Consider the following 23,541-nt stretch of genomic DNA (forward strand, 5'->3'; position numbering starts at 1 on the left):
CTGATAAGCGTAGCGCATCAGGCAATTTTGCGTTTGTCATCATTCTCAGGCCGCTTGCTGAGCGGCCTTTTCCTTTCAGAGTTACGCCAGCAATTTACGTTTTTCTTCCGGCAGCAAATTCACCGCCTGCTGATACGACGCATCGACCAGATAATAGATTTGCGAATCCGGCAACGAGCCGTCGAGATATACGGTGCTCCAGTGCGCTTTGTTCAGATGCCGACTGGGACGCACATCGCTATGCTGCTGTCGCAAAAGCTCGGCCAGCGCAGGGCTGGTTTTCAGCGAAACCGCTGGGCGATTTTCCACTTCTTTCACCATCGCAAACAGCACATCTTCCACTTTGATTTGCGTTGCTTTCCAGTCACTATGCACACTCTGTTCTGCGCCTGGTTTTGCCATGCAATATTGTAGCAACTCCGAAATGGTCATTTTTTACTCCCCTTGTAGTGTCGCGATAATGCGACGCGAACCGCCGTGGATGCGATGTTCCCCAAGCCATATTCCCTGCCAGGTGCCGGTCTGAATACGCCCCTGATGCACTGGCAATACGAGCGATACCCCCAGCATCGAGGATTTGATATGAGAAGGCATATCGTCTGCCCCTTCATAGTCATGCTCATAGTTTCCGTTGTCGGGAACGGTGCGGAGGAAAAAACGCTCCATGTCATAGCGTACTGTGGGGTCGCAATTCTCATTAAGTGTCAGAGAGGCGGAAGTGTGTTGCAGCAACAGGTGCAGTAAACCGACATTAACACGCGGCATATCAGCTAGTTGAGTCAGGATTTCATCCGTTACCAAATGAAACCCACGAGATTTAGCGCTAAGCGTGAGCGTCTTTTGAAACCACATGTGCTGCTCCTTGATAAAACTCTCTTAATCAGTTTGCAGCAAGACAGCGAAAGGATAAAGGTGTGATTAAAAAAACAGCATTCGGGAGAGTCAGGCGCTCTCCCGACTTATCAGTATTCTGAATTGATGATCACCTCTTCATCGAATGCACCCGCTTGTGGCAAGGGTTTGTAGGTAGAGTTAGAGGCTCGCAGAATGCGAATGCCACGGATGCCAACATCACGCGCAGCGGTAATATCGTTATCGGAATCACCATAAAAAATTCGGATATTTTTATCCTGTAGCCACTGCGTTTTTGTATTTTGTCCTGCTTTATCGCCCGCAAAAATCACCGGGTTCATACTGGTTGCAGGAATGTGAAAGTCATCAGCCAGCGTTTTTGACACTGTTTCAGTTTTCGTAGGGCTACGACCTGTCACAAAGAAAATGGTGTCGCCACGGCGGACATGCATATCAATTAGCTGACGCGCGACCTCTTTTGGAATACTGAATTCATCCCAACCGTTGTTCATCTTTTCCCAGAATGCCGGGTTTTTTAGATAATCTTCGCTTTCTGGCGAGAACGTTTTTTTTTGCCGCGCCAGAATCCAGGGCTAGAAAACAGAACAGTGTCATCAATATCAAAACCAACTGCCATCTGTGGGCGTCCTGCCAGACTGTTTTCAATTTGGGCGACTGAAACCCAATGAATTGGCGCCTGTTCAGCGAGTTTGGCTACGTTAGTACCCGGATTAAGCGGTGAAGGTGATGAGGCCAGGGCAACAGCGGAACTGTTTAGAGCGAACAATAAGCAAACGGCACTCAATGCCTGTGTGATCTTGCGCATATTTTTCCCTAAATAGTCAGTAAGTTAAAACTTTTTATTGTGAGATTTGTTGAAAAAACCATCTGACCATAACGCCAGCAGCGGGGGAAAGAAAGGATTATCTGCGGTTTTGTTAGAGAAAGGGAGCAGGATCACATGAGAGAAGTTCGTGTTTTTTAATAGCTTAATGTCTAGCCGTGGAGTAGGTATATCCATTTAGTCCGTGGTTAATATCGCTTACCAGAAGTGAGCGGCTTTATATGAGGGGTAGAATATTTCCTTCTCTCTATTCTCAATGATACTAATTATATCAAAGAGTTAAAATTGAGCAGGCGGCTGTTCAACCACCTGCTAACGACATTACATCACGGCTGCAAACGCCTTCGCCACGCGATGCACATTTTGCGCATTAAGTCCGGCAACACACATGCGGCCGCTGGCAATCAGGTAAACACCAAACTCTTCACGCAGTCGGTCAACCTGAGCAGCGCTTAAACCGGTATAGCTGAACATGCCGCGCTGCTTAAGCAAATAATCAAAATTGCGTTCTGGCATCTCTTTACTCAATACCTTCACCAGTTCCTGACGCATCGCCAGAATACGGGTACGCATTTCTTCCACTTCTGCCAGCCAGCTAGCTTTTAACGCCGCATCATTCAGCACCGTAGCCACCACCTGCGCACCAAAATTCGGCGGGCTGGAGTAGTTGCGACGTACTGTTGCTTTCAATTGCCCCAGCACGCGGCCTGCGGCTTCGGCATCTTCACACACCACAGAAAGACCGCCAACACGCTCGCCGTAAAGGGAGAAAATTTTTTGAGAATGAATTGCTCACCAGAGCAGGTAATCCGGCACTGGCGATCGCGCGAATGGCATAGGCATCTTCTTCCATACCGGCACCAAATCCTTGATAGGCAATATCGAGGAATGGGATAAGCTCGCGTGCTTTGAGAATTTCAATCACCGCATCCCACTGGTCGTTGGTGAGATCGGCGCCCGTTGGGTTATGGCAGCACGGATGCAGCAGCACAATGCTGCGGGCAGGTAATGTTTTCAGCGTCGCCAACAGGTCATTAAAACGCACGCCGTTGGTTGCTTCGTCATACCAGGGGTAAGTACTCACTTCAAATCCAGCCCCCGCGAATATTGCCACATGGTTTTCCCAGGTGGGATCGCTGACCCAGACGCCTGATTCCGGGAAGTAGCGTTTCAGGAAGTCAGCGCCTACTTTTAATGCCCCCGAACCACCGAGCGTCTGAATGGTCGCCACACGCTGTTGTTGTAGCACCGGATGGTCAGCGCCAAACAGCAGCGGCGAAATGGCATGGCGATAGCTGTTCAGACCTTCCATCGGCAAATAAAGCGAAGCGCCATGAGGTTGTGCATTCAGACGCGCTTCCGCTTCCGCGACAGCTTTTAGTTGCGGAATAATCCCGTCTTCGTTGTAGTACAGACCGATACTCAAATTCACTTTGTCGCTGCGAGTGTCTTCTTTAAAACGCTCCATAAGCGAAAGAATCGGGTCGCCAGCATAGGCGTCAACTTTTTGAAACACGCGATGGTTCTCCTGGTTTACGGGCAGGTGGTTAAAACACAATAAACCGGAAGATGGCGAAGATCGAGAGGATGTTCAGCGACGAACGGCAATTAGCAACAGAGTGAGACTCATGACAAACGCACAATCGCCAGATGCACGGCCTTTATAAGAGCCATGCGAGAAAATCAATTTATTGAATTTACAAGATATTACGTGCCGGATAAGGCATTCACGCCGCATCCGGCACAGACAATCAACTATTACAGAACGATTAATCCACGTATTTCATCGCGACCCTTGACGTCAGGCGCGTGATAAGTTCGTAAGCACTCACTTTTGTTATTTCTGCGATACGCTCTACGGGCAAACCTTCCCCCCATAAAATGACCTGATCCCCGGCTTTATCCTGCGCCTGTGGTCCTAAATCTACGCAGATCATATCCATCGCCACGCGACCAACAATCGGCACTTCACGACCATTAACCAGCACTGGCGTACCGGACGGCGCGGCGCGCGGGTAGCCATCGCCATAGCCCATCGCCACCACGCCAAGGCGGGTATCGCGCTCGCTAATCCAGGTGCCGCCATAGCCTACCGGTTCACCCTCTTTATGCTCACGCACGGCAATCAGGCTGGAGGTCAGTGACATCACTGGCTGGCAACCGAAATCAGCACCGGTGGAGCCATCTTCCAGCGGTGACACGCCGTATAGAATGATGCCTGGGCGCACCCAATCAAAATGCGACTGCGGCCATAACAAAATTCCACCCGATGCGGCGATTGAACGCTTGCCGGGTTTGCCTTCGCAAAAGGTATTGAAGATATCGAGTTGTTTCTCAGTCGCGCCGCATTTTGGCTCATCAGCGCGAGCAAAGTGGCTGACAATATTCACCGGCTGACGGACGTTTTTACATTGCGTAAGACGTTGGTAAAACGCCTCAGCTTGTTCCGGTAACACGCCCAGTCGGTGCATACCGGTGTCGAGTTTCATCCAGACGGTAACTGGCTCCTCCAGACTGGCCTCTTCCAGAGCAGCGAGCTGTTCTTCGTTATGCACGGCGGTATGCAGATGTTCAGCGGAGATCGTCGGCAGATCGTCTGCTTCAAAAAAGCCTTCCAGTAACAAAATAGGTTGCGTGATGCCCCCTGCTCTAAGCCGCAGGGCTTCTTCGAGACGGGCTACGCCAAAGGCGTCGGCATCAGGAAGCGTTCGCGCGGTTTCAAGAAGACCGTGACCATAAGCGTTCGCTTTCACCACCGCAACCAGTTTACTGGCGGGGGCCAGTTCACGCAGACGTTGCAAGTTGTGTCGCAGAGCGCGGCGGTTAATCACTACAGTTGCCGCTTGCATTTGTATTCCTTGATAAGTGTTTGCTTTAATTACCTAATACATAAAATAATTATTATTCGTCATCGTACTGCGGCCCCGCGTAGTTGTCGAAGCGCGACCATTGACCGTTAAAGGTCAGGCGTACCGTCCCGATTGGGCCGTTACGTTGTTTACCGATAATAATTTCCGCGATGCCTTTCAAATCACTGTTCTCGTGATAAACCTCATCACGATAGATAAACATGATCAAGTCCGCATCCTGCTCGATGGAGCCGGATTCACGCAAGTCGGAGTTGACCGGACGTTTGTCGGCACGTTGTTCCAGAGAACGGTTCAACTGGGATAGAGCCACCACCGGCACATTCAGTTCTTTTGCCAGCGCTTTCAGCGAGCGGGAGATTTCCGCAATTTCCAGCGTACGGTTGTCGGAAAGTGACGGCACACGCATCAACTGCAGGTAGTCGATCATGATAAGCCCAATGCCGCCGTGCTCACGGGCAATACGACGCGCGCGCGAGCGCACTTCCGTTGGCGTCAGACCGGAGGAGTCATCAATATAGATGTTACGTTTCTCGAGCAAAATGCCCATCGTGCCGGAAATACGCGCCCAATCTTCATCATCCAGCTGCCCGGTACGGATTTTGGTCTGGTCGACGCGCGACAGCGATGCCAGAGAACGCATCATAATCTGTTCCGATGGCATCTCCAGCGAGAAGATAAGCACCGGTTTATCCTGCAACATCGCCGCATTTTCGACGAGGTTCATCGCAAATGTCGTTTTACCCATCGACGGACGCGCCGCGACGATAATCAAGTCCGACGGCTGCAAACCGGCGGTTTTTTTGTTGAGATCGTCATAGCCGGTGTTTACCCCGGTGACGCCATCGTGCGGCTGCTGGAACAGTTGCTCAATACGCGCCACGGTAGCGTCGAGCACATCGGCGATGTTCTTCGGCCTTCGTCTTTATTGGCACGACTTTCGGCAATTTTAAAGACACGGGATTCAGCAAGGTCGAGCAAGTCTTCACTGGTGCGCCCTTGCGGATCAAAACCAGCTTCGGCAATCTCGTTAGCAACCGAGATCATCTCACGGACAACAGCACGTTCGCGCACGATGTCAGCATAAGCGCTGATGTTCGCCGCACTTGGCGTATTTTTGGATAGTTCCGCCAGATAAGCGAAACCACCGACGCTATCAAGTTGCCCCTGGCGCTCCAGCGATTCCGCCAGAGTTATCAGGTCTATCGGGCTACCACCTTCCTGCAAACGCGCCATTTCGGTAAAGATATGGCGGTGCGGACGGGTGTAGAAATCGTCTGCCACGACACGCTCGGCCACATCGTCCCAGCGTTCGTTATCCAGCATTAAACCGCCCAACACCGACTGCTCCGCTTCGATCGAGTGCGGAGGCACTTTCAGCCCGGCAACTTGTGGATCGCGTTCGCGAAGCTCAGCCTGCTGTTTGTTGAAGGGTTTATTTCCAGCCATAGTGAATGGAGTTACCTGCTGTTAAAAAGGGATAGAGAGTATAGCGAGAAACAGTTTCTCGCTACAGCATTTAACGCCCCCGTCTTCCGGTAGAAGCGCGAATTTGCAGGGTTGGGCGATAGACGTAATGGCTGAGCGGTGCGTCTGGCTGCGCAATACGCCGTAAAATTTGCTGCGCCGCCTGTTTCCCCAGAGCCAATGGTTCTACCGCAATTGTGGTTAACGGCGGGTTACTGTAAGCACAAGCCGCCACGCCATCATTACCAATCAACGAAATATCTTCCCCGGCAAATAATCCTCTTTCGCCCAGTGCCGACTCCGCGCCAAAAGCCATTAAATCGTTATAACAAATCACCGCTGTGGGTGGCGAAGGCATATCCAACAGTTGTTGCATCAACTGGTAACCGTTGGCCTGAGTCGGTTCAGCACGCAGCGAAAAAGCATCAGTGCTCCACGGCTGTAAATCATGATGGTTCATCGCCTCCAGGTATCCCTGATAACGCATATGGTGCGTAAGTCCCCCAATAAACACGATGTCTCTGTGCCCTTGTTGAATGAGATATTCCGTAGCTTCCCGGACGCCTGCGTGGCTGTCCACGCCAACGTAATCGACGGGCAATTGTTGCCAGTCCAGAGGGCGCATTGTGATTAATAAGGGTGTGGAACTGTTGGCATAACGCTGTAAATCGGCTTCTGAGGTGCTGTTTACTGGACAGAGGACAATGCCCGCGACGTGGTGTTCCAGCAAGGTATCAAGTACCTGTTTTTGCCGATCGCTACGCTGGGAGGTATTGGACATTACGGTGATAAAACCGTGCTCCGCCAGCGTGATCTCAAGGCCCATTGTAAATTCAGCGAAAAAAGGGTTGGTCAAATCATCAATCACCACGCCGATAGTCAGCGATTTTTGCGAACGCAGATTGGCAGCAAAACGGTTATAGACATAGCCTAATTGCTCAATGGCTTGCTGGACTTTTTGTTGCGTCTCTTTTTTGATAAGCGGACTGTCGTTGAGTACCAGCGACACGGTCGATTTCGAAACGCCAGCCGCACGTGCAACATCGGTTAATGTTACCCGCTTTCTTCCTGTATCCGACTTCGCCATGACTACTCCAAACCCCCATAAGATCAAGGCATTTACTTTATCATAATCTCCTTTTACTCATGCGATCCGTTAACGCCATGGATCGCAGGAGATCGTCGTTTCGATCACAGATTCATACTTCCCTTGTTGTGTTTTTTGCACGCCAATCGTACAAATTACGCATAAATTAGATCGTTCCAATTAATTTATAATCACTACTTTGTTGTTTTACATGCATATTTTTAATTATTTTTGTATCGAAATAAGGAAATTATTATGTGCTCTGTACGCACGATCACTGCATCGGAAGCTGCAGATTTGATTGCTGATGGCGCAGTTGTCACCGTCTCCTCCTCCAGTGGAATGGGGTGTCCGGATGCCGTGCTGGCAGCAATAGGTGAACGCTTTCAACGTGCCGGACATCCGCAAAACATCACCAGCATCCACCCTATCGCCGCAGGTGATATGTATGGCGTAAAAGGCATCGATCATCTGGCGCAATCGGGTTTACTGGCAAAAGTGATCGCTGGCTCCTACCCCTCCGGGCCATCATCAATGACGCCTCCGTTAATCTGGCAAATGATCAATGACAACGCGATCCCCGCCTGGAATCTGCCTTCCGGGATCTTATTTGATATGCACCGGGAAGCGGCGGCTCATCGTCCTGGCGTGCTCACACAAACAGGCATGGATAGCTATGTGGATCCCCTGTTGCAGGGCGGCGCAATGAATGAAAAAGCGGCGCAACAATCTCTGGTTGAACGTGTTCGATTTGCTAACGACGACTGGCTGTTTTTCCCCAGCATCGTGCCCCAGGTAGCGATCATTCGCGCTACCACTGCCGATGAACGCGGCAACCTGACTTATGAACATGAAGGGGCTTATCTTGGGCCACTGGAACAGGCCACAGCTGTTCGCAATAACGGTGGCATCGTAATTGCGCAGGTAAAACGGCAGGTTGCCGCCGGAAGTCTGAAACCAAAAGAGGTGCGTATTCCGGGTGTACTGGTGGATTACATCGTGATTGCGCCGGAACAAACACAAACGACGCAAACGCAATATGAACCAGCCATTTCCGGCGAAATCAGTCGTCCGCTATCCGCCTTTCGTTATATGGAACATGGCCCGGCGCGAGTTATTGCCCAGCGAGTCGCGCAAGAACTACAAAGTGGAGATGCGGTAAATATTGGCTTTGGTATTTCTGCCAATGTACCGCGTATTTTACTGGAACAAGGTCGCCACGGTGATGTCACCTGGCTGCTGGAACAGGGCGCAATTGGCGGAGTTCCACTACTGGAATTTCAATTCGGCTGCGCCTCTAATGCAGAAGCATTTTTGCCCTCTCCCCAGCAGTTCACCTATTTCCAGGGCGGGGGTTTTGATCTCACTCTGATGTCATTTTTACAAATCGGCGCAGATGGCTCAGTAAACGTCTCGCATCTGCCCGCTCGTCCACATGTCACAGCCGGATGCGGTGGGTTTATTGATATCACTTCACATGCGAAGCGAATTATTTTCTCTGGCTTTTTCAATGCAGGTGCACATCTGCAACTGGAAGAGGGTCAACTGCGCATCATTAAAGAAGGCAAAGCCAAAAAGCTGGTGCAAGAAGTCGCCCACGTAACGTTCTCCGGCAAACGCGCAATAAGACTCGGGCAACAAGTGCAGTACATCACTGAACGCTGCGTTCTGGAATTAACACCAGACGGGCTACTGGTCACAGAAATTGCCCCAGGTATTGATCCTGAACGCGACATTCTCGCCCAAAGCGATGCCCCACTCCGTCTGGCAGACGATCTCAAGCTAATGAATCCCCACTATTTTCAACAAGGACGTCACCATGAATAACGGCACTATTGACCTCCAGCGCAACGGTTTCATTGCCACTCTGGTGATTAATCGTCCGGCGAAACTCAACGCATTAACCCCGGAGATGCTTGAACAGCTGCTGACACATTGCCACACGCTGGAAACGGATTCGGAGATCCGCGTGGTTCTGCTGACCAGCGCCAGTGAAAAAGCGTTTTGTGTCGGTGCGGATATTCATCGCTGGACCTCTCTTTCTGCACTCGATATGTGGCGCAACTGGATCCGCCGCGGTCATCAGGCATTTGACGCTCTGGCACAACTGCCACAACCCGTAATCGCCCTGGTGCACGGACTGGCTTATGGCGGTGGTCTGGAACTGGCTGCTACCGCCGATATCCGTATTTGTAGCGCCGAGGCTCGGATGGCGCTACCAGAAACCGGACTGGCGACAGTGCCTGGCTGGTCAGGAACGCAGCGGCTGACGGCACTGCTTGGGCGCTCACTGGTGAAAGAACTGGTATTTACCGGCGAACCACTAGATGCACAGCGTGCGCTGTCCTGCGGGCTGGTGAATCGTGTTGTCACCAGGGAAGCGTTACACGACGCAGGCCTGCAACTGGCACAACGTATCGCCCAACGTGCTCCGGTTGCTGTGCAGATCGCCAAGCAAGTTATCGATGCCGGAGAAGGTATTGCCGTTGCCTCGACGCTTGAAGCGCTTGCTGGCGCTTTTTCCGCCACGACTGAAGATGCTCGTGAAGGAAGTCAGGCATTCGCCGAGAAGCGTCAACCACAATTTCAGGCACGCTGAAAGCCTCTTACAAGGAAAGAAAGATAATGAATATGACAACCTCTGTTCCCCAAACGCCTTCTTTATTTCGGCGAATAATGACAAAACTCGCAGCCTTTGCACCCGGCATCTTTCTTATTGGCTACAGCATCGGGACAGGCAGTATCACCACTATGGCGAAAGCGGGTGCAAACTATGGCGTCTCGCTGATGTGGGCGGTGGCGCTTTCTTGTATCGTTACCTGGTTTTTAATCCGTATTTATGGTCGTTATGCTTCCGTCACAGGTGAACGCGCGTTGACTGCATTTCGTCGCCATATCCATCCTGGCGTTGCTATGTTGTTTCTGATCGGGTTAACCGTTGCCGTGAGTGGTTCCATTATGGGGGTAATGGGCATTCTGGCGGATGTAATGGCAACATGGTCCACGACCTGGTTTAGTGGCGGTATCTCAGCACTCGCCTGGGCTATCGCGATGGTCATTATGATTAACGTGATGCTCTGGACCAACAGCAACGCCGGGTTCGACAAAATCCTCTCCGCGCTGGTTGGCATTATGGGGCTGGCGTTTGTGATTAATTTTTTCATTATGATGCCGCCGGTCGCAGATCTGCTGGCCGGATTTATTCCGTCAGTTCCCGATCCTGTCGCTGGCGATAACAGTACGCCATTTCTGATAATTTCTGGCATGGTGGGAACCACCGTAGCGCCAGCAATGTTTCTTATGCGCACGACTCTGGTAAAAAGTAATGGTTGGGGTGTGGACAATCTGCCTCATCAAAATCGTGATGCCATTGTCAGTGCAGGAATGATGTTCATCATCAGTGCGGCGGTGATGGCTGCGGCTGCGGGTACGTTGTATCAAACTGGCACAGGTTTAAATAACGCCTCGCAAATGGTCATTATTCTCGAACCTATTGCTGGCTCGGCTGCCGTGGGACTATTTGTTATTGGTATTGTTGCTGCCGGGCTTTCCAGTCAGTTCCCGAATTTACTGTTAACGCCCTGGCTGCTGGCTGACTGGCGTGATACCAGCAACGAAGTTAGCCCAGGTTACCGTATCCTGATGACGGTTATGTCTCTGCTTTGTCTGGTTGTGCCGCTGTTCCACGCACGCCCGGTATTGGTGATGATTGCCAGCCAGGCCTTTAACGCCATTATTCTGCCGCTGACTGTTTTATGTATGTTCTGGCTGGCGAACAAGCCTTCGTTAATGGGCGAATATCGTTGCTCACGCTGGGAAAAACGTCATGTTTGTTGCCATAAGCGCATTTACGCTAATCATGGGCTATATGGCAATGAGCGGCTTAATCGAAAGTCTGATGAAATAGGTGGGACGCAATGATTGACGAAACGCTAACGGCGCTCACTGATATCAAAATGCCCCATTACTCACCGCTGGCTCAAGCCAGCGGTAGTATCGACCTTAACGGCGCCATTTTACCTGAGTACCGCTGCAACACGCTGGTGCTAGGCAGTGGTGCTGCCGGATGGCGAGCTGCCGTCGAGCTGAAACGGCAAAATATCGATGTAATGGTAGCCTCCAGCAAAGTTTTCTGGGGCACTTCCGCCTGTTCTGGTTCTGATAAACAAACTCTCCACACCGCCAATACCCGTGCAAATGGTGACCATTTTCTGGCATTAAGTGACACTCTGGCGGCGGGCGGTTCGATGGATCATGACACTGCCTATGTTGAAGCCGTCGGCTCAGTGAACACCTGTGAAGTTCTGAAATATCTGGGTCTGGATCTGCCAGAAGATCTCTTTGGCGCAACGTTGCGTTATCAAACCGATCACGATGAGTTCGGTCGCGCCACCAGTTGCGGCCCACGAACTTCTCGCCTGATGGTTAAAGTTCTGGCTCTGGAGGCAATGCGCCTTAATATTCCTCTGCGCGATCACACAACGGCGATTCGTATCCTGACTCGCGGTGAAGGAGAAAACAGACGAGTCGTAGGGGTGATCGCCATCGATAAAACCTGTCGGGATAATCCCTGGCGAATGGTAGTAATTCGCTGCCAACATCTGGTTTTAGCCACGGGCGGGCCAGGTGAACTTTATCGTGACAGTGTCTATCCGGTGAACTGTTTTAGTGCGTTGGGCATGGCGTTGGAAGCAGGTATAAGGCTGGTGAATCTTACGGAGAGTCAGTTTGGTATCGGTACACCGCGCAGCCAGTTTCCGTGGAATCTTTCCGGTACTTACATGCAAGCGATGCCGCGCATCTACTCGCAGGACCACTCCGGACGTCAGTATAATTTTCTGGCAGCTTATTACCCTACGACTCGTATGCTGGCCTCCGCGATATTTCGCAAAGGTTACCAGTGGCCGTTTCACGCGGAACGAATGCTGGAATATGGCTCCAGCCTGCTGGATGTCGCGGTGTATGAGGAGACACAAAAAGGGCGCGATGTTTTTCTCGATTTTCTGCGGGAACCCGAACCCGCAGCGGACGGAACGCCATTCAACCTGCGAGAGCTGGATGATGATGTCATCGACTATCTGCAACAAAATCACGCCCTGCTGGCGCAACCGCTGGCGCGATTAACACAGATGAATCCTCTGGCTATTCGCTTGTATCAGATGCATGGTCATGATCTCACAGCCTCACCGCTAAAATTTACGCTAAATAATCAACATCTTAATGGCGGAATTGATGTTGATATTTGGGGGCGTACATCGCTAACTGGTTGTTATGCTGCCGGAGAAAATGCCGGAACACATGGTGTGACGCGTCCTGGTGGGTCGGCGCTCAATGCCGGGCAAGTTTTCGCCCGCCGCTGTGCATTGCATATTGCTCATCAGAAAAGTCAGGACCTCCCTCTCGAGAGGCAACAAATTCTCAGCACGATTAATGAGGCGCAACAGTTCCTGAATCAGGGGCTGCTGCGCGACGACGTGCGAGAAACGATACAAAATACCATGAGCCACCATGCTGCAATTTTGTGTCATACGCAGGGGATCAACACTGCCGCGCAAACCATAGCAACACTTTGTGAAGATATTCGCCGGGAAGGCATTCAAAGCGATGAAAACAGCCTCGCCCAATCTTTCCAGTGGCGGCAAAGTGCGCAACTGGCGCTGGCTGTACTGCGCTCTTTACAATGCTATATCGAAAATGGTGGCGGGAGTCGTGGCGCCAGGGCTGTCTATGATGGCGAAGCCGGTATCGCACCGCAAACGCCAGGTGGGCCACTCCTGACCTGGCGTTTTCGACCAGAAAATCAGGATGCCCGGCAATACATGATTTGTGTTTGTCTGGAAGCTAATGATTGCCATGCCTGGATTCGCTTGTGCCGTGAGCGGGGTGTATTAACGCTAACCAACTTTGAGCGCCAGTGGCAAAACTGGATTGCGGCGACGCTGTTTCAATACTGACCAGAGATATTCCGGGTTGTGACCACAGCCCGGAAAAAATCCCCGCGCGGCCCGGCGACTACTGTTAGGCTTAAAACAGATATGTCGCTCAGTAAAGGAGTTTAAATGGCAACACGCATCGAATTTCACAAGCACGGTGGCCCGGAAGTTCTGCAAGCCGTGGAGTTTACTCCTGTCGATCCGGCAGAGAATGAAATCCAGGTCGAAAATAAAGCCATTGGCATTAATTTTATCGACACGTATATCCGCAGCGGCCTTTATCCGCCGCCATCGCTACCCAGCGGATTAGGCACAGAAGCGGCTGGCATAGCAAGCAAAGTCGGCAGCGGCGTGAAGCATATTAAAGCGGGCGATCGCGTGGTTTATGCGCAGTCAACGTTAGGGGCTTACAGCTCTGTGCATAACGTCAATGCCGATAAAGCCGCAATTCTGCCCGCGGCGATCTCTTTTGAGCAAGCCGCTGCATCATTCCTGAAAGGCTTAACGGTTTATTATCTGCTACGCAAAACGTATGAAATCAAACCTGACGAACAGTTCCTGTTCCACGCGGCTGCTGGCGGCGTTGGCTTAATTGCCTGTCAGTGGGCAAAAGCCTTAGGGGCAAAACTTATTGGCACCGTGGGAACGGCGCAAAAAGCGCAAAGCGCCTTAAAAGCCGGGGCATGGCAGGTCATTAACTATCGCGAAGAGAATCTGGTCGAGCGGTTAAAAGAGATCACCGACGGCAAGAAAGTGCGCGTAGTGTACGATTCCGTGGGCAGAGATACCTGGGAACGGTCGCTGGATTGCCTGCAACGTCGCGGCTTAATGGTGAGTTTTGGCAACTCATCAGGCGCAGTGACGGGTGTGAACTTAGGCATTCTCAATCAGAAAGGCTCGCTGTATGTGACACGCCCTTCCCTCGCCAAGGCTATATCACCACGCGGGATGAGTTAACTGAAGCCAGTAATGAACTGTTTTCTTTGATTGCCAGCGGCGTAATTAAAGTGGATGTCGCAGAACATCAGAAGTACCCGCTGAAGGATGCGCGGCGTGCGCATGAGATTCTGGAAAGCCGGGCGACGCAGGGTTCCAGCTTACTGATTCCATAAAGAAATTGGGCTTCCACCTGGGAAGCCCTTTCTTTTATAGTTCGGCTGTATGTAGGGTACAGCTCGATGAATTTGTTTGACGCGCAATAGTGACAGATTTGATTATCAATTCCTATTTTGTTCTAAGGATAAAACCTGAGGTTGTGATCATCCGCACAATCCCTTAGTAACGCCAGCGGTCATAACGCTGATATTTCGGCACTTTTGGCGCTTTAATCGCCTTGATCACCCACACTACCGCAATCGCCAACAGCAGCCACGGCAGCAACTTAATCATCAATGCCAGCATCCCACCGAGGAACATAATGGCCGTCGCCACAACCAGCGCAGCGATAATGCCCAGCAATGAAACGCCGGTGACCATCAACATGACAAAAAAGCCAATCACAAAAAGTAGTTCCAGCATGATGTTCTCCCAAAAATGAAATCTCTTGCTGGCTTTACAAGAATCATGCCAGAAATAACATATTGATTTATAAACAAAACGCCCCGCGTCGAAGCGCAGGGCGTGGTGAATTTGACTACTTTGTGGTGAAAAATTAACGCTTATCCGCTACCAGTTTGAGCGCATGTTCCAGCACGTTAATGTCAGCGCCCGCTTTATGGGCATTTTCACTTAAATACCGCCGCCACTGCCGCGCACCAGGAATCCCCTGGAACAGCCCCAGCATATGCCGGGTGATATGACCGAGATACGTCCCCTGGCTGAGTTCACGCTCAATGTACGGATACATAGCTCGTACCACCGCCACCGGATCGGCATCGGTATCCGAGGAACCAAATATCTCTCGATCCACTGCCGCCAGAATGCCTGGGTTTTGATACGCTTCACGCCCGACCATCACGCCATCCATATGTTGCAGGTGTGCTTTAGCCTCTTCCAGCGACTTGATACCACCGTTAATTGACATAGCCAGATGCGGGAAATCACGCTTCAGTTGATAGACGCGCGGGTAATCGAGCGGCGGGATCTCACGGTTTTCTTTTGGGCTTAAACCGGAGAGCCAGGCTTTACGCGCGTGGATGATAAACATCTCGCATTCGCCTTTGCCGGAAACGGTGTCGATAAAATCACAGAGAAATTCATAGCTGTCCTGGTCGTCAATGCCAATACGCGTTTTCACCGTCACTGGAATCGACACTACATCGCGCATCGCTTTTACGCAGTCAGCCACCAGTTGCGCATTCCCCATCAGGCACGCGCCAAACATGCCGTTCTGTACCCGGTCTGACGGGCAGCCGACATTCAGGTTGATCTCATCATATCCGCGCGCTTCTGCCAGCTTCGCGCACTGCGCCAGCGCCGCCGGATCGCTACCGCCCAACTGTAACGCCACCGGATGCTCTTCTTCACTGTATGCCAGGTAATCACCTTTACCGTGAATAATCGCCCCTGTGGTCACCATTTCGGTATAGAGCAACGTATTACGGGAGAGCAGACGCAGGAAATAACGGCAGTGTCTGTCCGTCCAGTCGAGCATAGGAGCAATGCTAAACCGAGAATTCCAGTAAACACCAGTTTTTTCAGGCATCACGCTGGTTTGATTAATTTTTTGTGTTTCATGATTATCGTGCATTTTTGAACATTTCAGGCTATTTTTCTCGCGTTAGGTTCCCGCACAGGTTCCCACGTTTTATGGGAACCCGAAATAACGAGGTCGTGTAATGGCGTACTATAACATAGAGAAACGACTAAAATCCGATGGCACACCACGCTATCGCTGTAATGTGATTATCAAAGAAAAAGGGGTTATCACTTACAGGGAAAGCAAAACATTCCCTAAACATGCTCATGCCAAAACATGGGGCACACAGAAAGTGATGGAATTAGATCTACATGGCATTCCATCATCAAATGCTGTTGACGGGCTTACAGTCCGTGACTTACTACGCAAATATTTAAATGACCCAAATGCCGGAGGTAAAGCAGGCCGTACTAAAAGATATGTGCTGGAACTACTTATGGATAGTGACATTTCTGCGATCAGACTATCTGAATTAACAGAAAATGACGTAATAGAACATTGCAGGTTGAGAAACAACGCCGGTGCAGGTCCAGCTACTGTTAGCCACGATGTTAGTTATCTTGGCAGTGTTCTGGATGCAGCCAAACCTGTATACGGAATTAATTACACATCAAACCCAGCAAAAGCCGCTCGTCCATATCTACTTAAACTTGGTTTAATTGGTAAATCAAATCGTCGTAATCGTAGACCAGCATCTGATGAACTAGACATGCTCATTGAAGGCCTTCAACAACGATCTACTCATAAATGCTCAAAAATTCCGTTCGTTGATATCCTCAAATTTTCTGTGTGGTCCTGTATGCGAATCGGAGAAGTATGCCGGTTACGATGGGAAGATCTCGACCAGGAACAAAAATCTATACTAGTAAGAGACAGGAAAGATCCACGTAAAAAGGAAGGTAACCATATGAAAGTGGCCTTGCTTGGGGAAGCCTGGGATATCGTCCAACGACAACCCAAAAAATCTGAATTCATTTTTCCATACAACAGCACTTCTGTTACCGCAGGATTTCAGAGGGTAAGAAGCAAATTAGGTATTAAAGATCTGCGATACCATGATTTGCGTAGAGAAGGGGCAAGTCGCTTATTTGAGGCTGGTTTTAGTATTGAGGAAGTCGCCCAGGTTACAGGGCATCGTTCATTAAACGTGCTATGGCAGGTATATACCGAACTGTATCCAAAATCTTTACATAATCGTTTTGAAGAACTCCAAAGGAGCAGAAATAAGACCTCTTGACACTGTTTATTCATACAGTTAAAAATAATACTGTATACAAACACAGTATAGAGGGATTTTTATGCGTATTGAGATCTGCATAGCCAAAGAGAAAATGACTAAAATGCCAAACGGTGCTGTGGATGCGTTAAAGGAAGAATTAACTCGACGCATCAGTAAGCGTTATGACGATGTAGAGGTGATCGTAAAAGCCACCAGCAACGATGGCCTTTCTGTTACGCGCACCGCCGATAAAGATTCAGCTAAAACTTTTGTTCAGGAAACTCTGAAAGATACCTGGGAGTCTGCTGACGAGTGGTTTGTTCATTAATTAATACGTAAAATCGATAACGGCTGGAAATCATTCAATACTCGCACTATCGGAAGTTCACCAGCCAGCCGCAGTATTCTGCCATGACAAGTTGCTGCGGCTTTTTATGTTTAACGGATAAACAGCCAGACCAGCAGACACGCCACCACCGGCACAGCAAAATCCATCAGACTTGCCATATCCCACACGCGCGGATCAAAACCACCCCACCACGGCATATTCATACGCTTGCCATGCCCGAACATTTCAATCCAGCGATATTCTGCCTGGGTATGTTCACGCGCAATGAAGAACGTACAACCGGCTATCGCTCCGTAAGCCCAGTTCCCGGTAAAAAGACCAACCAGTACCTGCGCAGCCACAGCACAAAGTGCATGAAGGAAAGGTGTTATATCCATTACTCCTCCTTTATCCGATATCGCTTCGGGAAGTTGATAACAGCTTTAATTCTGACTCAAGTTCATCAACTCTTTCTGTCAGTTTCTGGATATGGTGAATCAGTGGAACAACCAGACGTTCGTACATCACACCTTCGGCAACAAGGCCATTGCTGGAAATAGCTTCCGGTGCATCATCTTCGTTAGCTGGTCGCCAGTGTACAAACTGAGGGGCAATTTCTCCTACTTCCTCGGCAATCAATCCGTAGAATCCCCAGTCACGCCTGTCATTTTCGCATTGCGACCTGTACCACACAGGGCGCATCTTGAAAATGAGATCGGCGTGCTCTGAATCTATCGTCTCTACTGAATGTTTATAGCGGATAGACGATGTTGACCGCAGCACAGACGAAATTGCGGGGTCAGGATTAAGATAAAGGTTTGCCGCCGCTGTAGTCGTGCCCAATCCCCACAAATAAAACGCTTCACGACCAGTCAGCGGGTAAAAATCTCCACCATAACGACCACTTTCCAGATCGTTCACTTCCACTTTGTTTTTCAGCTTATTATCAACTTCAGTTTTTGTGTATCTGGAGCTGATATCCTGCTTTGCACTGGTCATCTCAGTCTGAAGCGTTGATACTTTTCCGTTAATTGAGGAAATATCTCCCTTTAGCTTGGTGATATCTCCTGGAATTACTGTCGATATAGCCATTTATCTCCCTCACATCCAGCCACGAAGTTGATGTTCAACTACAACCGCGTATTCATCGAATAATGACGATATTTGCGTATCATTAATGATGCGCACGTTTACAAAATATCCGTCTTCCTTAACACATACCGGATCGCCATCTTCAGTAAGTTCTCCGGTTTCTTTGTACACGTTACCTATCACGTCAATGAGAATATCATCCTGCATCGACTCGTCATCATAATAGCCGATACTCTCCATAAAGGCCGAAAAGTCGGCTCTGTCGGCAAATTTGAGTGTTAAATCTTTCATTTAATACTCTCCCCGATTTGCGCATCAGTTAATTCTTTATGCCATATTCTGAAATTTCTAATATGACCGAATAAGTGACGTTCACCCGTTGAAGTTTGCCCACCAAAACGAATGCTTGTATTCTTAGTTACATATCTCCACGCGGTTTTTTTAGGAACACTAGGAGGAATATCACCATTCAAAACAATATGAACACCATAATCTTTAGTAATTCTAAATCCAGCAACGAACTTTCTCTCTTTCGTTACCAGGTAACTATTAACGCGTCCAGCATCTGCACCAACATCAATATAAGGGCTACCAGTATTTGCGGCAGTACCGCCACGGCAACCAAAAATAACGGCCTGGCCAGTTGGCACACCGGAAAAATCCATTATACGTGGTGCTGCATTAGGAGGAAGTTCCCATTCCCAATTTCGATGAACTTCGGCTAAAACTGTAATAGGTGCGTCATACATATTATTCTTAACAGGAATGTTAACCAAATCACTAGCGCGGGTAGCTGGTACGTCGTTAGTTATGATTAATGATGTTGCATGAGAACATTTCTCTACCTGAGCGGTTGCCGCCTTTATGTAATTTCCTGCGACCAATTCGCCGCCACTTTTAGCAAGCATTTCAGTACGAGCATAAACGCTCATATCTTCGGTGGCTTTAAATGTCGATTGGAAAAAATACCATCCACTAGCAGGATCATAATCAACGCGACTAGACAAAACATCACTAACTAGTTTAGCGGTATCAAGATCCAACATAGCATCAGCAATAAATGTGTTTCCGTTCCCGTCATCATTTAATTTTGAAATACGATGGCGAGCGCGACAACCAGCCCCCTTAACACGAATAGATATAGTAACATATTCACCACCAACAACTGGAATCACACGGGATGTCCCAGTAGAAATCAACGTAACTGGCCCAGTGTCGGATGATTCTTTATAAGTGAATGTTGCTTGAGTAAAACCAAATTCATCAATAGAGTTTTCACTAACAGATAAACGGTTTGTATTTCTGTTCCAGTTCGCTGGTGAGTTACTATTAATAAAGTTATTAGTCGTAGTACCTTCAATCAACAAACCATTTTTTTCGAAGCGTGGTTCGTCAATTGCAGCCTCCGTCAGTACACCAGATTTGTTAATGTAGGTTGCTTTCGATGCGCGTTTAAACTTTACAACCTTATCGCCAGGCATTGTTATTTCATCATCACCAATAACAATCTTTTTATATGATGGCGAAAAGCCCGTAATCATATCCAGTGAATCGTTAAACGGTATCCACACATCGGGAAGCGGCTGCAAAACTTGTTTATACGGCTCCGCAGCCTGGCTTGCATACTCTCTGGCTGCGTCTTCACTTGCTTTTGCAGCCGTCTGGCTTGCAGCGGATGCTTTCGCCGAGTTAGCCGCCGCAGTCTCGCTCGCCTTTGCGTTGGTTTCACTGGTTTTTGCAGCTTTTTGACTGTTGGCTGATGCAGTGGCAGAAGAAGCCGCCGCACTTGCAGAACCAGCTGCGGCACTCTCGCTTTGGGCTGCTGCATCCTGACTGTTTTTCGCCGCAGTTTCGCTGGCTTTGGCATTCGTTTCGCTGGTCTTCGCTGCCGTCTGGCTGGACTTTGCGTTAGTTTCACTCGTCTTCGCAGCTTTCTGGCTGTTAGCCGCAGCAGTTGCTGATCCAGCTGCTGAAGTCGCAGAACCGGCTGCAGCACTCTCGCTTTCGGCTGCTGCAGCCTGACTGCTTTTCGCCGCAGTTTCACTGGTTTTGGCATTCGTTTCGCTTGTTTTCGCTGCCGTCTGGCTGGACTTTGCGTTAGTTTCGCTCGTCTTTGCGGCTGTCTCGCTGTTTTTCGCATTGGTTTCTGATTTTTTGGCTGCTGTCGCGGAGTTTGCCGATGCAGTCTGTGAGGCCGCTGCCGCCTGTGCGCTGTTAGCTGCATTCGTTTCTGAGGTTTTCGCCGCGTTCTTCGATGATGCCGCTGCAGTTTCGGATTTCTTTGCCGCCGCTGCGCTCTGAGAGGCGGCTTCGGCGTTGCGTGCCGCTTCTTCCACCATTTCCTCAAAACGACGCAATGCCTCCGGCATGACGTCCTCTTCCGTCATGGCACCGAGAAAATCATTCAGCGTACCTGGTCTGGAACCTTCATAGACGGTAATGGTCCCGGCATGTGAAGGCGGAAAACCTTCAACCAGCAGGGTGACGCTGTACTGGCCATACTCAACATCCATACTGTAACGCCCGGCTTCATCCGGATTTTCAGATGCCACCGTGTTCACCAGTACCGTGGTGCTGTTACGCTTTGCCTTCAGTTGAATAGTGCAGTTCTGTATTGGTTTTCCCGCACCATCTTTCAGCACACCTGAAATCTGTACTGCCATACTCACTCCACAAATAAAAAAGGCGCCATTTCCGGCGCCCGTATTGGGGTTATAAATATTTCAACGGATACTGATACCGGAAGCAGCTTTTTTGGTCACAATCACTGTACAGTCTGTGATGTTACCTGCGCCCTGATTGCCTTTCTGGAAAATCTTAAACTCCAGAGTGACGCTACCACCACCACTCGGCATATCAATAACCGCACTGTAACTACCGGGAATGGCTCCTTTAGTTTCTCTGGTTGCGATTAATACGCCGTTTTTGCGAACTTCAAAACCATAACCCGTGTATCGCGTACCTCCCGGGTTATTACCGCTCCCCGGATCGTCATACGCCACACCATTAAAAATAATGGGCGGAATAATAATCTGACGGTCAAAGTTATGATCATCGTAAATGGTGACTGTAACCGTCCCGCCTGGTGTTTCCGTATCGCCCCACGAGCCAGTTTTTTTCGGGAATGGCTTAGATACAGCTTTGACGAAGTCACCTCTGACCTGAGTTGCCTCCAGCATTCCCTTAATCGTACAGTTCTCATTTATCGTGACGTTGTTGAGCGTCCCGGAGTTCGCGTTCACGTTACCGCTGATATCCGCATTTTTCGCCGTCAGCCGCCCGTCCGGTGTCAGGGAAAATGCCGGAGGATTACCGCCGCTGGTAATGGTGGGAGCCGTCAGATACTTCAGGAACACTTCGTTCATGAATATCTGGTTGCCCTGCGCCACAAACATCGGCGTTTCATTCCCGTTTGCCGGGTCAATAAACGCGATACGGTTAGCGGCAACCAGGAACTGGCTCAGTTTGCCTTCCTCCGTATCCTCCATACTAAGGCCAAGCCCCGCGACATAATGCCTGCCGTCTTCGGTCTGCTCAATTTTGACGCCCCACATGGCATTCCATTTATCGTTGGCGTCCTTCCACTCTTTCGAAAACTCCTCCAGTTTGCTGGCGTTATCCTCCGTCAGCTCGACTTTTTCCAGCAGCTCCTTGCCGAGATGGGATTCGGTTATCTGGCCTTTGAAAAAATCCAGGTAACCTTCCGCATCATCGCTCGCCCGACCGACAGCCTCCACGAATGTCGATTTGCCGACGGTGTTCACACTGCGAACGTAAAAATAATAATCATGGCCCGGTTTGATATTGATACTGGCGGCTATCCAGTACAGCGCCGTGCCAAGATAGCGGGCTGTGGTTTCAACCTGCCTGATATCCGCAATCCGCTTTTCCGAGAACCAGAACTCAAACTGTACAGTCGGATCATAAACCGCAAGATGCGGCGTGGCGGTTATCTGAAAATAGCCCGGCGTCAGCTCAATCCGCGATGGCGCTGCCGGTGCGGCAATCCGGAACGATACCGACGCCGGATCGCCCTGCTGCCCCCACGCATTTACCGCCCGGACTGTCAGACTGTAATTTCCCAGAGCCAGCTGCCTGAAGCGGTATGTGGTTTCCGTCGTCCGGGCCGTGCTGACCAGCCGCTCACTGCCGTCATCCGCTGCCACGGTCAGGCGAAGCATAAAGCTCACGCCCTTCACCACCTTCGGCGTATCCCAGCGCGCCAGCACCTGGTATTCCCCGCTGTCTGCGGTGACTTCTGCGGTCAGGTGTTGCACTGCTGGCGGAGTGACACCATTCACCGTGCCGCTCTGGTCGCCGTCAAAGTGCGCCCCGTTATCCACGATGGCTTCTTTCTCCGGCACATGCTGCACGGCGGTGATGGCATACGTACCGTCATCGTTCTCACGGATACTCACGCAGCGGAACAGGCGCTGGCGCAGCGTCGGCAGCTTCAGCCCCCACCACGCTGTATTCTGCAACGCCGTCAGGAACCCGTCTCACTTTCACCTTCACGCCGTCGGTGACGGACTGGACCTCCACGCTGACCGGATTCCCCTGTCCGTCAACCAGGCTTATCAGCGTGGTGCCGGAGGATGGCAGCGTGATTTCACGGTCGAGCGTCAGTGTCCGCGTCTGGCTGTTCACCGCCAGCACGCGCCCGCCGATGCTGATACCCGCATAGTCATCATCACAGATTTCAATGACATCGCCCGGTACATGGCGAAGCCCTTCTGCACCCACGCTGAAGTCCACGGTCTGCGTTTCCAGCAGCTCCGTTTTAATCAGCCACAGCCCGGCGCGGTGTGCCTGCCCCCGGCTGGTACAGCCAAAGGCATCCATCTTCGTGACGTTACGACCGTAACGGAGAATGGCCTGCGTATCTTCAACAAGCTCTGTCGCCGTCTCCCAGCCGTTATTCGGGTCAATCCAGTTCACCTCAACGGCATTATGGCGGTCCTTCAGGGCGCTGAAGCTGTAGCGGAACGGCGCGCCATCATCCGGCATCACCACATTACTGCGGTTATAGGTCCACACCTTATCCGACGGTCGGTCCTGCACGAACGTCAGCGTCTGCCCGTTCCATACCGGCATACAGCGCATCGCCGAGCAGAAATCACTGAGAACATCCCACGCCTTACGCTGTGTGGTCAGGTAGGCATTACGAGGTGATGCGCGGCTCCGTGCCACCAAAGCCATCCGGCACCGACTGGT

Annotated in this window: 16 protein-coding genes and 6 pseudogenes; 7 read left to right on the top strand and 15 right to left on the bottom strand. The window is 50.4% G+C overall.

The window, feature by feature from the left end; all coding sequences use genetic code 11:
- Positions 1 to 81: 81 nt before the first annotated feature.
- The 7 genes and pseudogenes from CRI63_RS08230 to CRI63_RS08265 all read right to left on the bottom strand — a co-directional run bounded on the left by CRI63_RS08230 (position 82) and on the right by CRI63_RS08265 (position 7,117).
- Entirely contained in the window at positions 82 to 432 is a 351-nt protein-coding gene (locus CRI63_RS08230; protein WP_135408646.1) for an MmcQ/YjbR family DNA-binding protein, read from the bottom strand.
- 3 nt (positions 433 to 435) lie between these two features.
- Positions 436 to 852 (bottom strand): secondary thiamine-phosphate synthase enzyme YjbQ, encoded by a 417-nt coding sequence (locus CRI63_RS08235; RefSeq protein WP_130205818.1) that lies wholly within the window; start codon positions 850 to 852, stop codon positions 436 to 438.
- 110 nt (positions 853 to 962) lie between these two features.
- Positions 963 to 1,678: pseudogene (gene aphA, locus CRI63_RS08240) on the bottom strand (acid phosphatase AphA).
- A gap of 339 nt (positions 1,679 to 2,017) precedes the next feature.
- Positions 2,018 to 3,212, bottom strand: a pseudogene (gene tyrB, locus CRI63_RS08250) (aromatic amino acid transaminase).
- Between the two features lie 253 nt (positions 3,213 to 3,465).
- On the bottom strand, positions 3,466 to 4,545 hold the full coding sequence (alr, locus tag CRI63_RS08255) for an alanine racemase (protein ID WP_135519193.1): 1,080 nt from the start codon (positions 4,543 to 4,545) through the stop codon (positions 3,466 to 3,468).
- A 52-nt stretch (positions 4,546 to 4,597) separates the two neighbouring features.
- A pseudogene (gene dnaB, locus CRI63_RS08260) lies at positions 4,598 to 6,012 on the bottom strand (replicative DNA helicase).
- A 70-nt stretch (positions 6,013 to 6,082) separates the two neighbouring features.
- The gene (locus tag CRI63_RS08265) at positions 6,083 to 7,117 is read right to left on the bottom strand and encodes a LacI family DNA-binding transcriptional regulator (protein WP_130205808.1); all 1,035 of its coding nucleotides are present in this window, start codon (positions 7,115 to 7,117) and stop codon (positions 6,083 to 6,085) included.
- A 255-nt stretch (positions 7,118 to 7,372) separates the two neighbouring features.
- Between CRI63_RS08265 and CRI63_RS08270 the strand changes: the two genes are divergently transcribed.
- From CRI63_RS08270 to CRI63_RS08290, 5 genes and pseudogenes are all read left to right on the top strand, one after another.
- A complete protein-coding gene (locus tag CRI63_RS08270; RefSeq protein ID WP_135519196.1) occupies positions 7,373 to 8,944 on the top strand; it encodes a malonate decarboxylase subunit alpha in 1,572 nt (523 codons plus the stop codon).
- Positions 8,937 to 9,716: an enoyl-CoA hydratase/isomerase family protein gene (locus tag CRI63_RS08275; RefSeq protein WP_135385197.1), complete on the top strand. Its 780-nt coding sequence runs from the start codon at positions 8,937 to 8,939 to the stop codon at positions 9,714 to 9,716. The genes CRI63_RS08270 and CRI63_RS08275 overlap by 8 nt, the downstream gene beginning before the upstream one ends.
- Positions 9,717 to 9,793: 77 nt before the next feature.
- On the top strand, positions 9,794 to 11,038 hold the full coding sequence (locus CRI63_RS08280) for an Nramp family divalent metal transporter (RefSeq protein ID WP_240782734.1): 1,245 nt from the start codon (positions 9,794 to 9,796) through the stop codon (positions 11,036 to 11,038).
- Positions 11,035 to 13,071, top strand: coding sequence for an FAD-binding protein (locus CRI63_RS08285; RefSeq protein ID WP_135519199.1), 2,037 nt, complete (start codon positions 11,035 to 11,037; stop codon positions 13,069 to 13,071). Before CRI63_RS08280 ends, CRI63_RS08285 begins: the two co-directional genes overlap by 4 nt.
- Before the next feature lie 105 nt (positions 13,072 to 13,176).
- Positions 13,177 to 14,162, top strand: a pseudogene (locus tag CRI63_RS08290) (quinone oxidoreductase).
- Between the two features lie 163 nt (positions 14,163 to 14,325).
- Here the strand turns inward: CRI63_RS08290 and pspG are convergent.
- The gene (gene pspG / locus CRI63_RS08295; protein WP_000891404.1) at positions 14,326 to 14,568 is read right to left on the bottom strand and encodes an envelope stress response protein PspG; all 243 of its coding nucleotides are present in this window, start codon (positions 14,566 to 14,568) and stop codon (positions 14,326 to 14,328) included.
- Positions 14,569 to 14,701: 133 nt separating this feature from the next.
- Positions 14,702 to 15,739, bottom strand: a complete 1,038-nt coding sequence (dusA, locus tag CRI63_RS08300) for a tRNA dihydrouridine(20/20a) synthase DusA (RefSeq protein WP_135519202.1) — start codon at positions 15,737 to 15,739, stop codon at positions 14,702 to 14,704.
- An 88-nt stretch (positions 15,740 to 15,827) separates the two neighbouring features.
- On the opposite strand from dusA, the gene CRI63_RS08305 reads away from it, so the two are divergent.
- On the top strand, positions 15,828 to 16,925 hold the full coding sequence (locus CRI63_RS08305) for a site-specific integrase (RefSeq protein ID WP_000332260.1): 1,098 nt from the start codon (positions 15,828 to 15,830) through the stop codon (positions 16,923 to 16,925).
- Between the two features lie 61 nt (positions 16,926 to 16,986).
- On the top strand, positions 16,987 to 17,235 hold the full coding sequence (locus CRI63_RS08310; protein ID WP_001217539.1) for a DinI-like family protein: 249 nt from the start codon (positions 16,987 to 16,989) through the stop codon (positions 17,233 to 17,235).
- On the opposite strand, the pseudogene CRI63_RS24825 reads toward CRI63_RS08310, so the two are convergent.
- The 6 genes and pseudogenes from CRI63_RS24825 to CRI63_RS08335 form a co-directional block, all read right to left on the bottom strand.
- Positions 17,232 to 17,312 (bottom strand): annotated as a pseudogene (locus tag CRI63_RS24825) (capsid protein); the annotation flags it as partial. The gene CRI63_RS08310 and the pseudogene CRI63_RS24825 overlap by 4 nt on opposite strands.
- A gap of 33 nt (positions 17,313 to 17,345) precedes the next feature.
- On the bottom strand, positions 17,346 to 17,633 hold the full coding sequence (locus CRI63_RS08315; RefSeq protein WP_135519204.1) for a hypothetical protein: 288 nt from the start codon (positions 17,631 to 17,633) through the stop codon (positions 17,346 to 17,348).
- 10 nt (positions 17,634 to 17,643) lie between these two features.
- Positions 17,644 to 18,327, bottom strand: coding sequence for a tail fiber domain-containing protein (locus tag CRI63_RS08320; protein ID WP_135519207.1), 684 nt, complete (start codon positions 18,325 to 18,327; stop codon positions 17,644 to 17,646).
- A gap of 9 nt (positions 18,328 to 18,336) precedes the next feature.
- Positions 18,337 to 18,618, bottom strand: a complete 282-nt coding sequence (locus tag CRI63_RS08325) for a hypothetical protein (protein WP_135519210.1) — start codon at positions 18,616 to 18,618, stop codon at positions 18,337 to 18,339.
- The gene (locus tag CRI63_RS08330) at positions 18,615 to 20,990 is read right to left on the bottom strand and encodes a prophage tail fiber N-terminal domain-containing protein (RefSeq protein WP_135519213.1); all 2,376 of its coding nucleotides are present in this window, start codon (positions 20,988 to 20,990) and stop codon (positions 18,615 to 18,617) included. Before CRI63_RS08330 ends, CRI63_RS08325 begins: the two co-directional genes overlap by 4 nt.
- 60 nt (positions 20,991 to 21,050) lie before the next feature.
- A pseudogene (locus tag CRI63_RS08335) lies at positions 21,051 to 23,541 on the bottom strand (host specificity protein J); the annotation flags it as partial.

Source organism: Escherichia sp. E2661, from assembly GCF_004745185.1.
GTDB lineage: Bacteria > Pseudomonadota > Gammaproteobacteria > Enterobacterales > Enterobacteriaceae > Escherichia.

Coding starts and splice junctions, on each gene's coding strand:
- CRI63_RS08230 (WP_135408646.1), bottom strand. CDS start 432: ATGACCATTTCGGAGTTGCTACAATATTGCATGGCAAAACCAGGCGCA.
- CRI63_RS08235 (WP_130205818.1), bottom strand. CDS start 852: ATGTGGTTTCAAAAGACGCTCACGCTTAGCGCTAAATCTCGTGGGTTT.
- alr (WP_135519193.1), bottom strand. CDS start 4,545: ATGCAAGCGGCAACTGTAGTGATTAACCGCCGCGCTCTGCGACACAAC.
- CRI63_RS08265 (WP_130205808.1), bottom strand. CDS start 7,117: ATGGCGAAGTCGGATACAGGAAGAAAGCGGGTAACATTAACCGATGTT.
- CRI63_RS08270 (WP_135519196.1), top strand. CDS start 7,373: ATGTGCTCTGTACGCACGATCACTGCATCGGAAGCTGCAGATTTGATT.
- CRI63_RS08275 (WP_135385197.1), top strand. CDS start 8,937: ATGAATAACGGCACTATTGACCTCCAGCGCAACGGTTTCATTGCCACT.
- CRI63_RS08280 (WP_240782734.1), top strand. CDS start 9,794: ATGACAAAACTCGCAGCCTTTGCACCCGGCATCTTTCTTATTGGCTAC.
- CRI63_RS08285 (WP_135519199.1), top strand. CDS start 11,035: ATGATTGACGAAACGCTAACGGCGCTCACTGATATCAAAATGCCCCAT.
- pspG (WP_000891404.1), bottom strand. CDS start 14,568: ATGCTGGAACTACTTTTTGTGATTGGCTTTTTTGTCATGTTGATGGTC.
- dusA (WP_135519202.1), bottom strand. CDS start 15,739: ATGCACGATAATCATGAAACACAAAAAATTAATCAAACCAGCGTGATG.
- CRI63_RS08305 (WP_000332260.1), top strand. CDS start 15,828: ATGGCGTACTATAACATAGAGAAACGACTAAAATCCGATGGCACACCA.
- CRI63_RS08310 (WP_001217539.1), top strand. CDS start 16,987: ATGCGTATTGAGATCTGCATAGCCAAAGAGAAAATGACTAAAATGCCA.
- CRI63_RS08315 (WP_135519204.1), bottom strand. CDS start 17,633: ATGGATATAACACCTTTCCTTCATGCACTTTGTGCTGTGGCTGCGCAG.
- CRI63_RS08320 (WP_135519207.1), bottom strand. CDS start 18,327: ATGGCTATATCGACAGTAATTCCAGGAGATATCACCAAGCTAAAGGGA.
- CRI63_RS08325 (WP_135519210.1), bottom strand. CDS start 18,618: ATGAAAGATTTAACACTCAAATTTGCCGACAGAGCCGACTTTTCGGCC.
- CRI63_RS08330 (WP_135519213.1), bottom strand. CDS start 20,990: ATGGCAGTACAGATTTCAGGTGTGCTGAAAGATGGTGCGGGAAAACCA.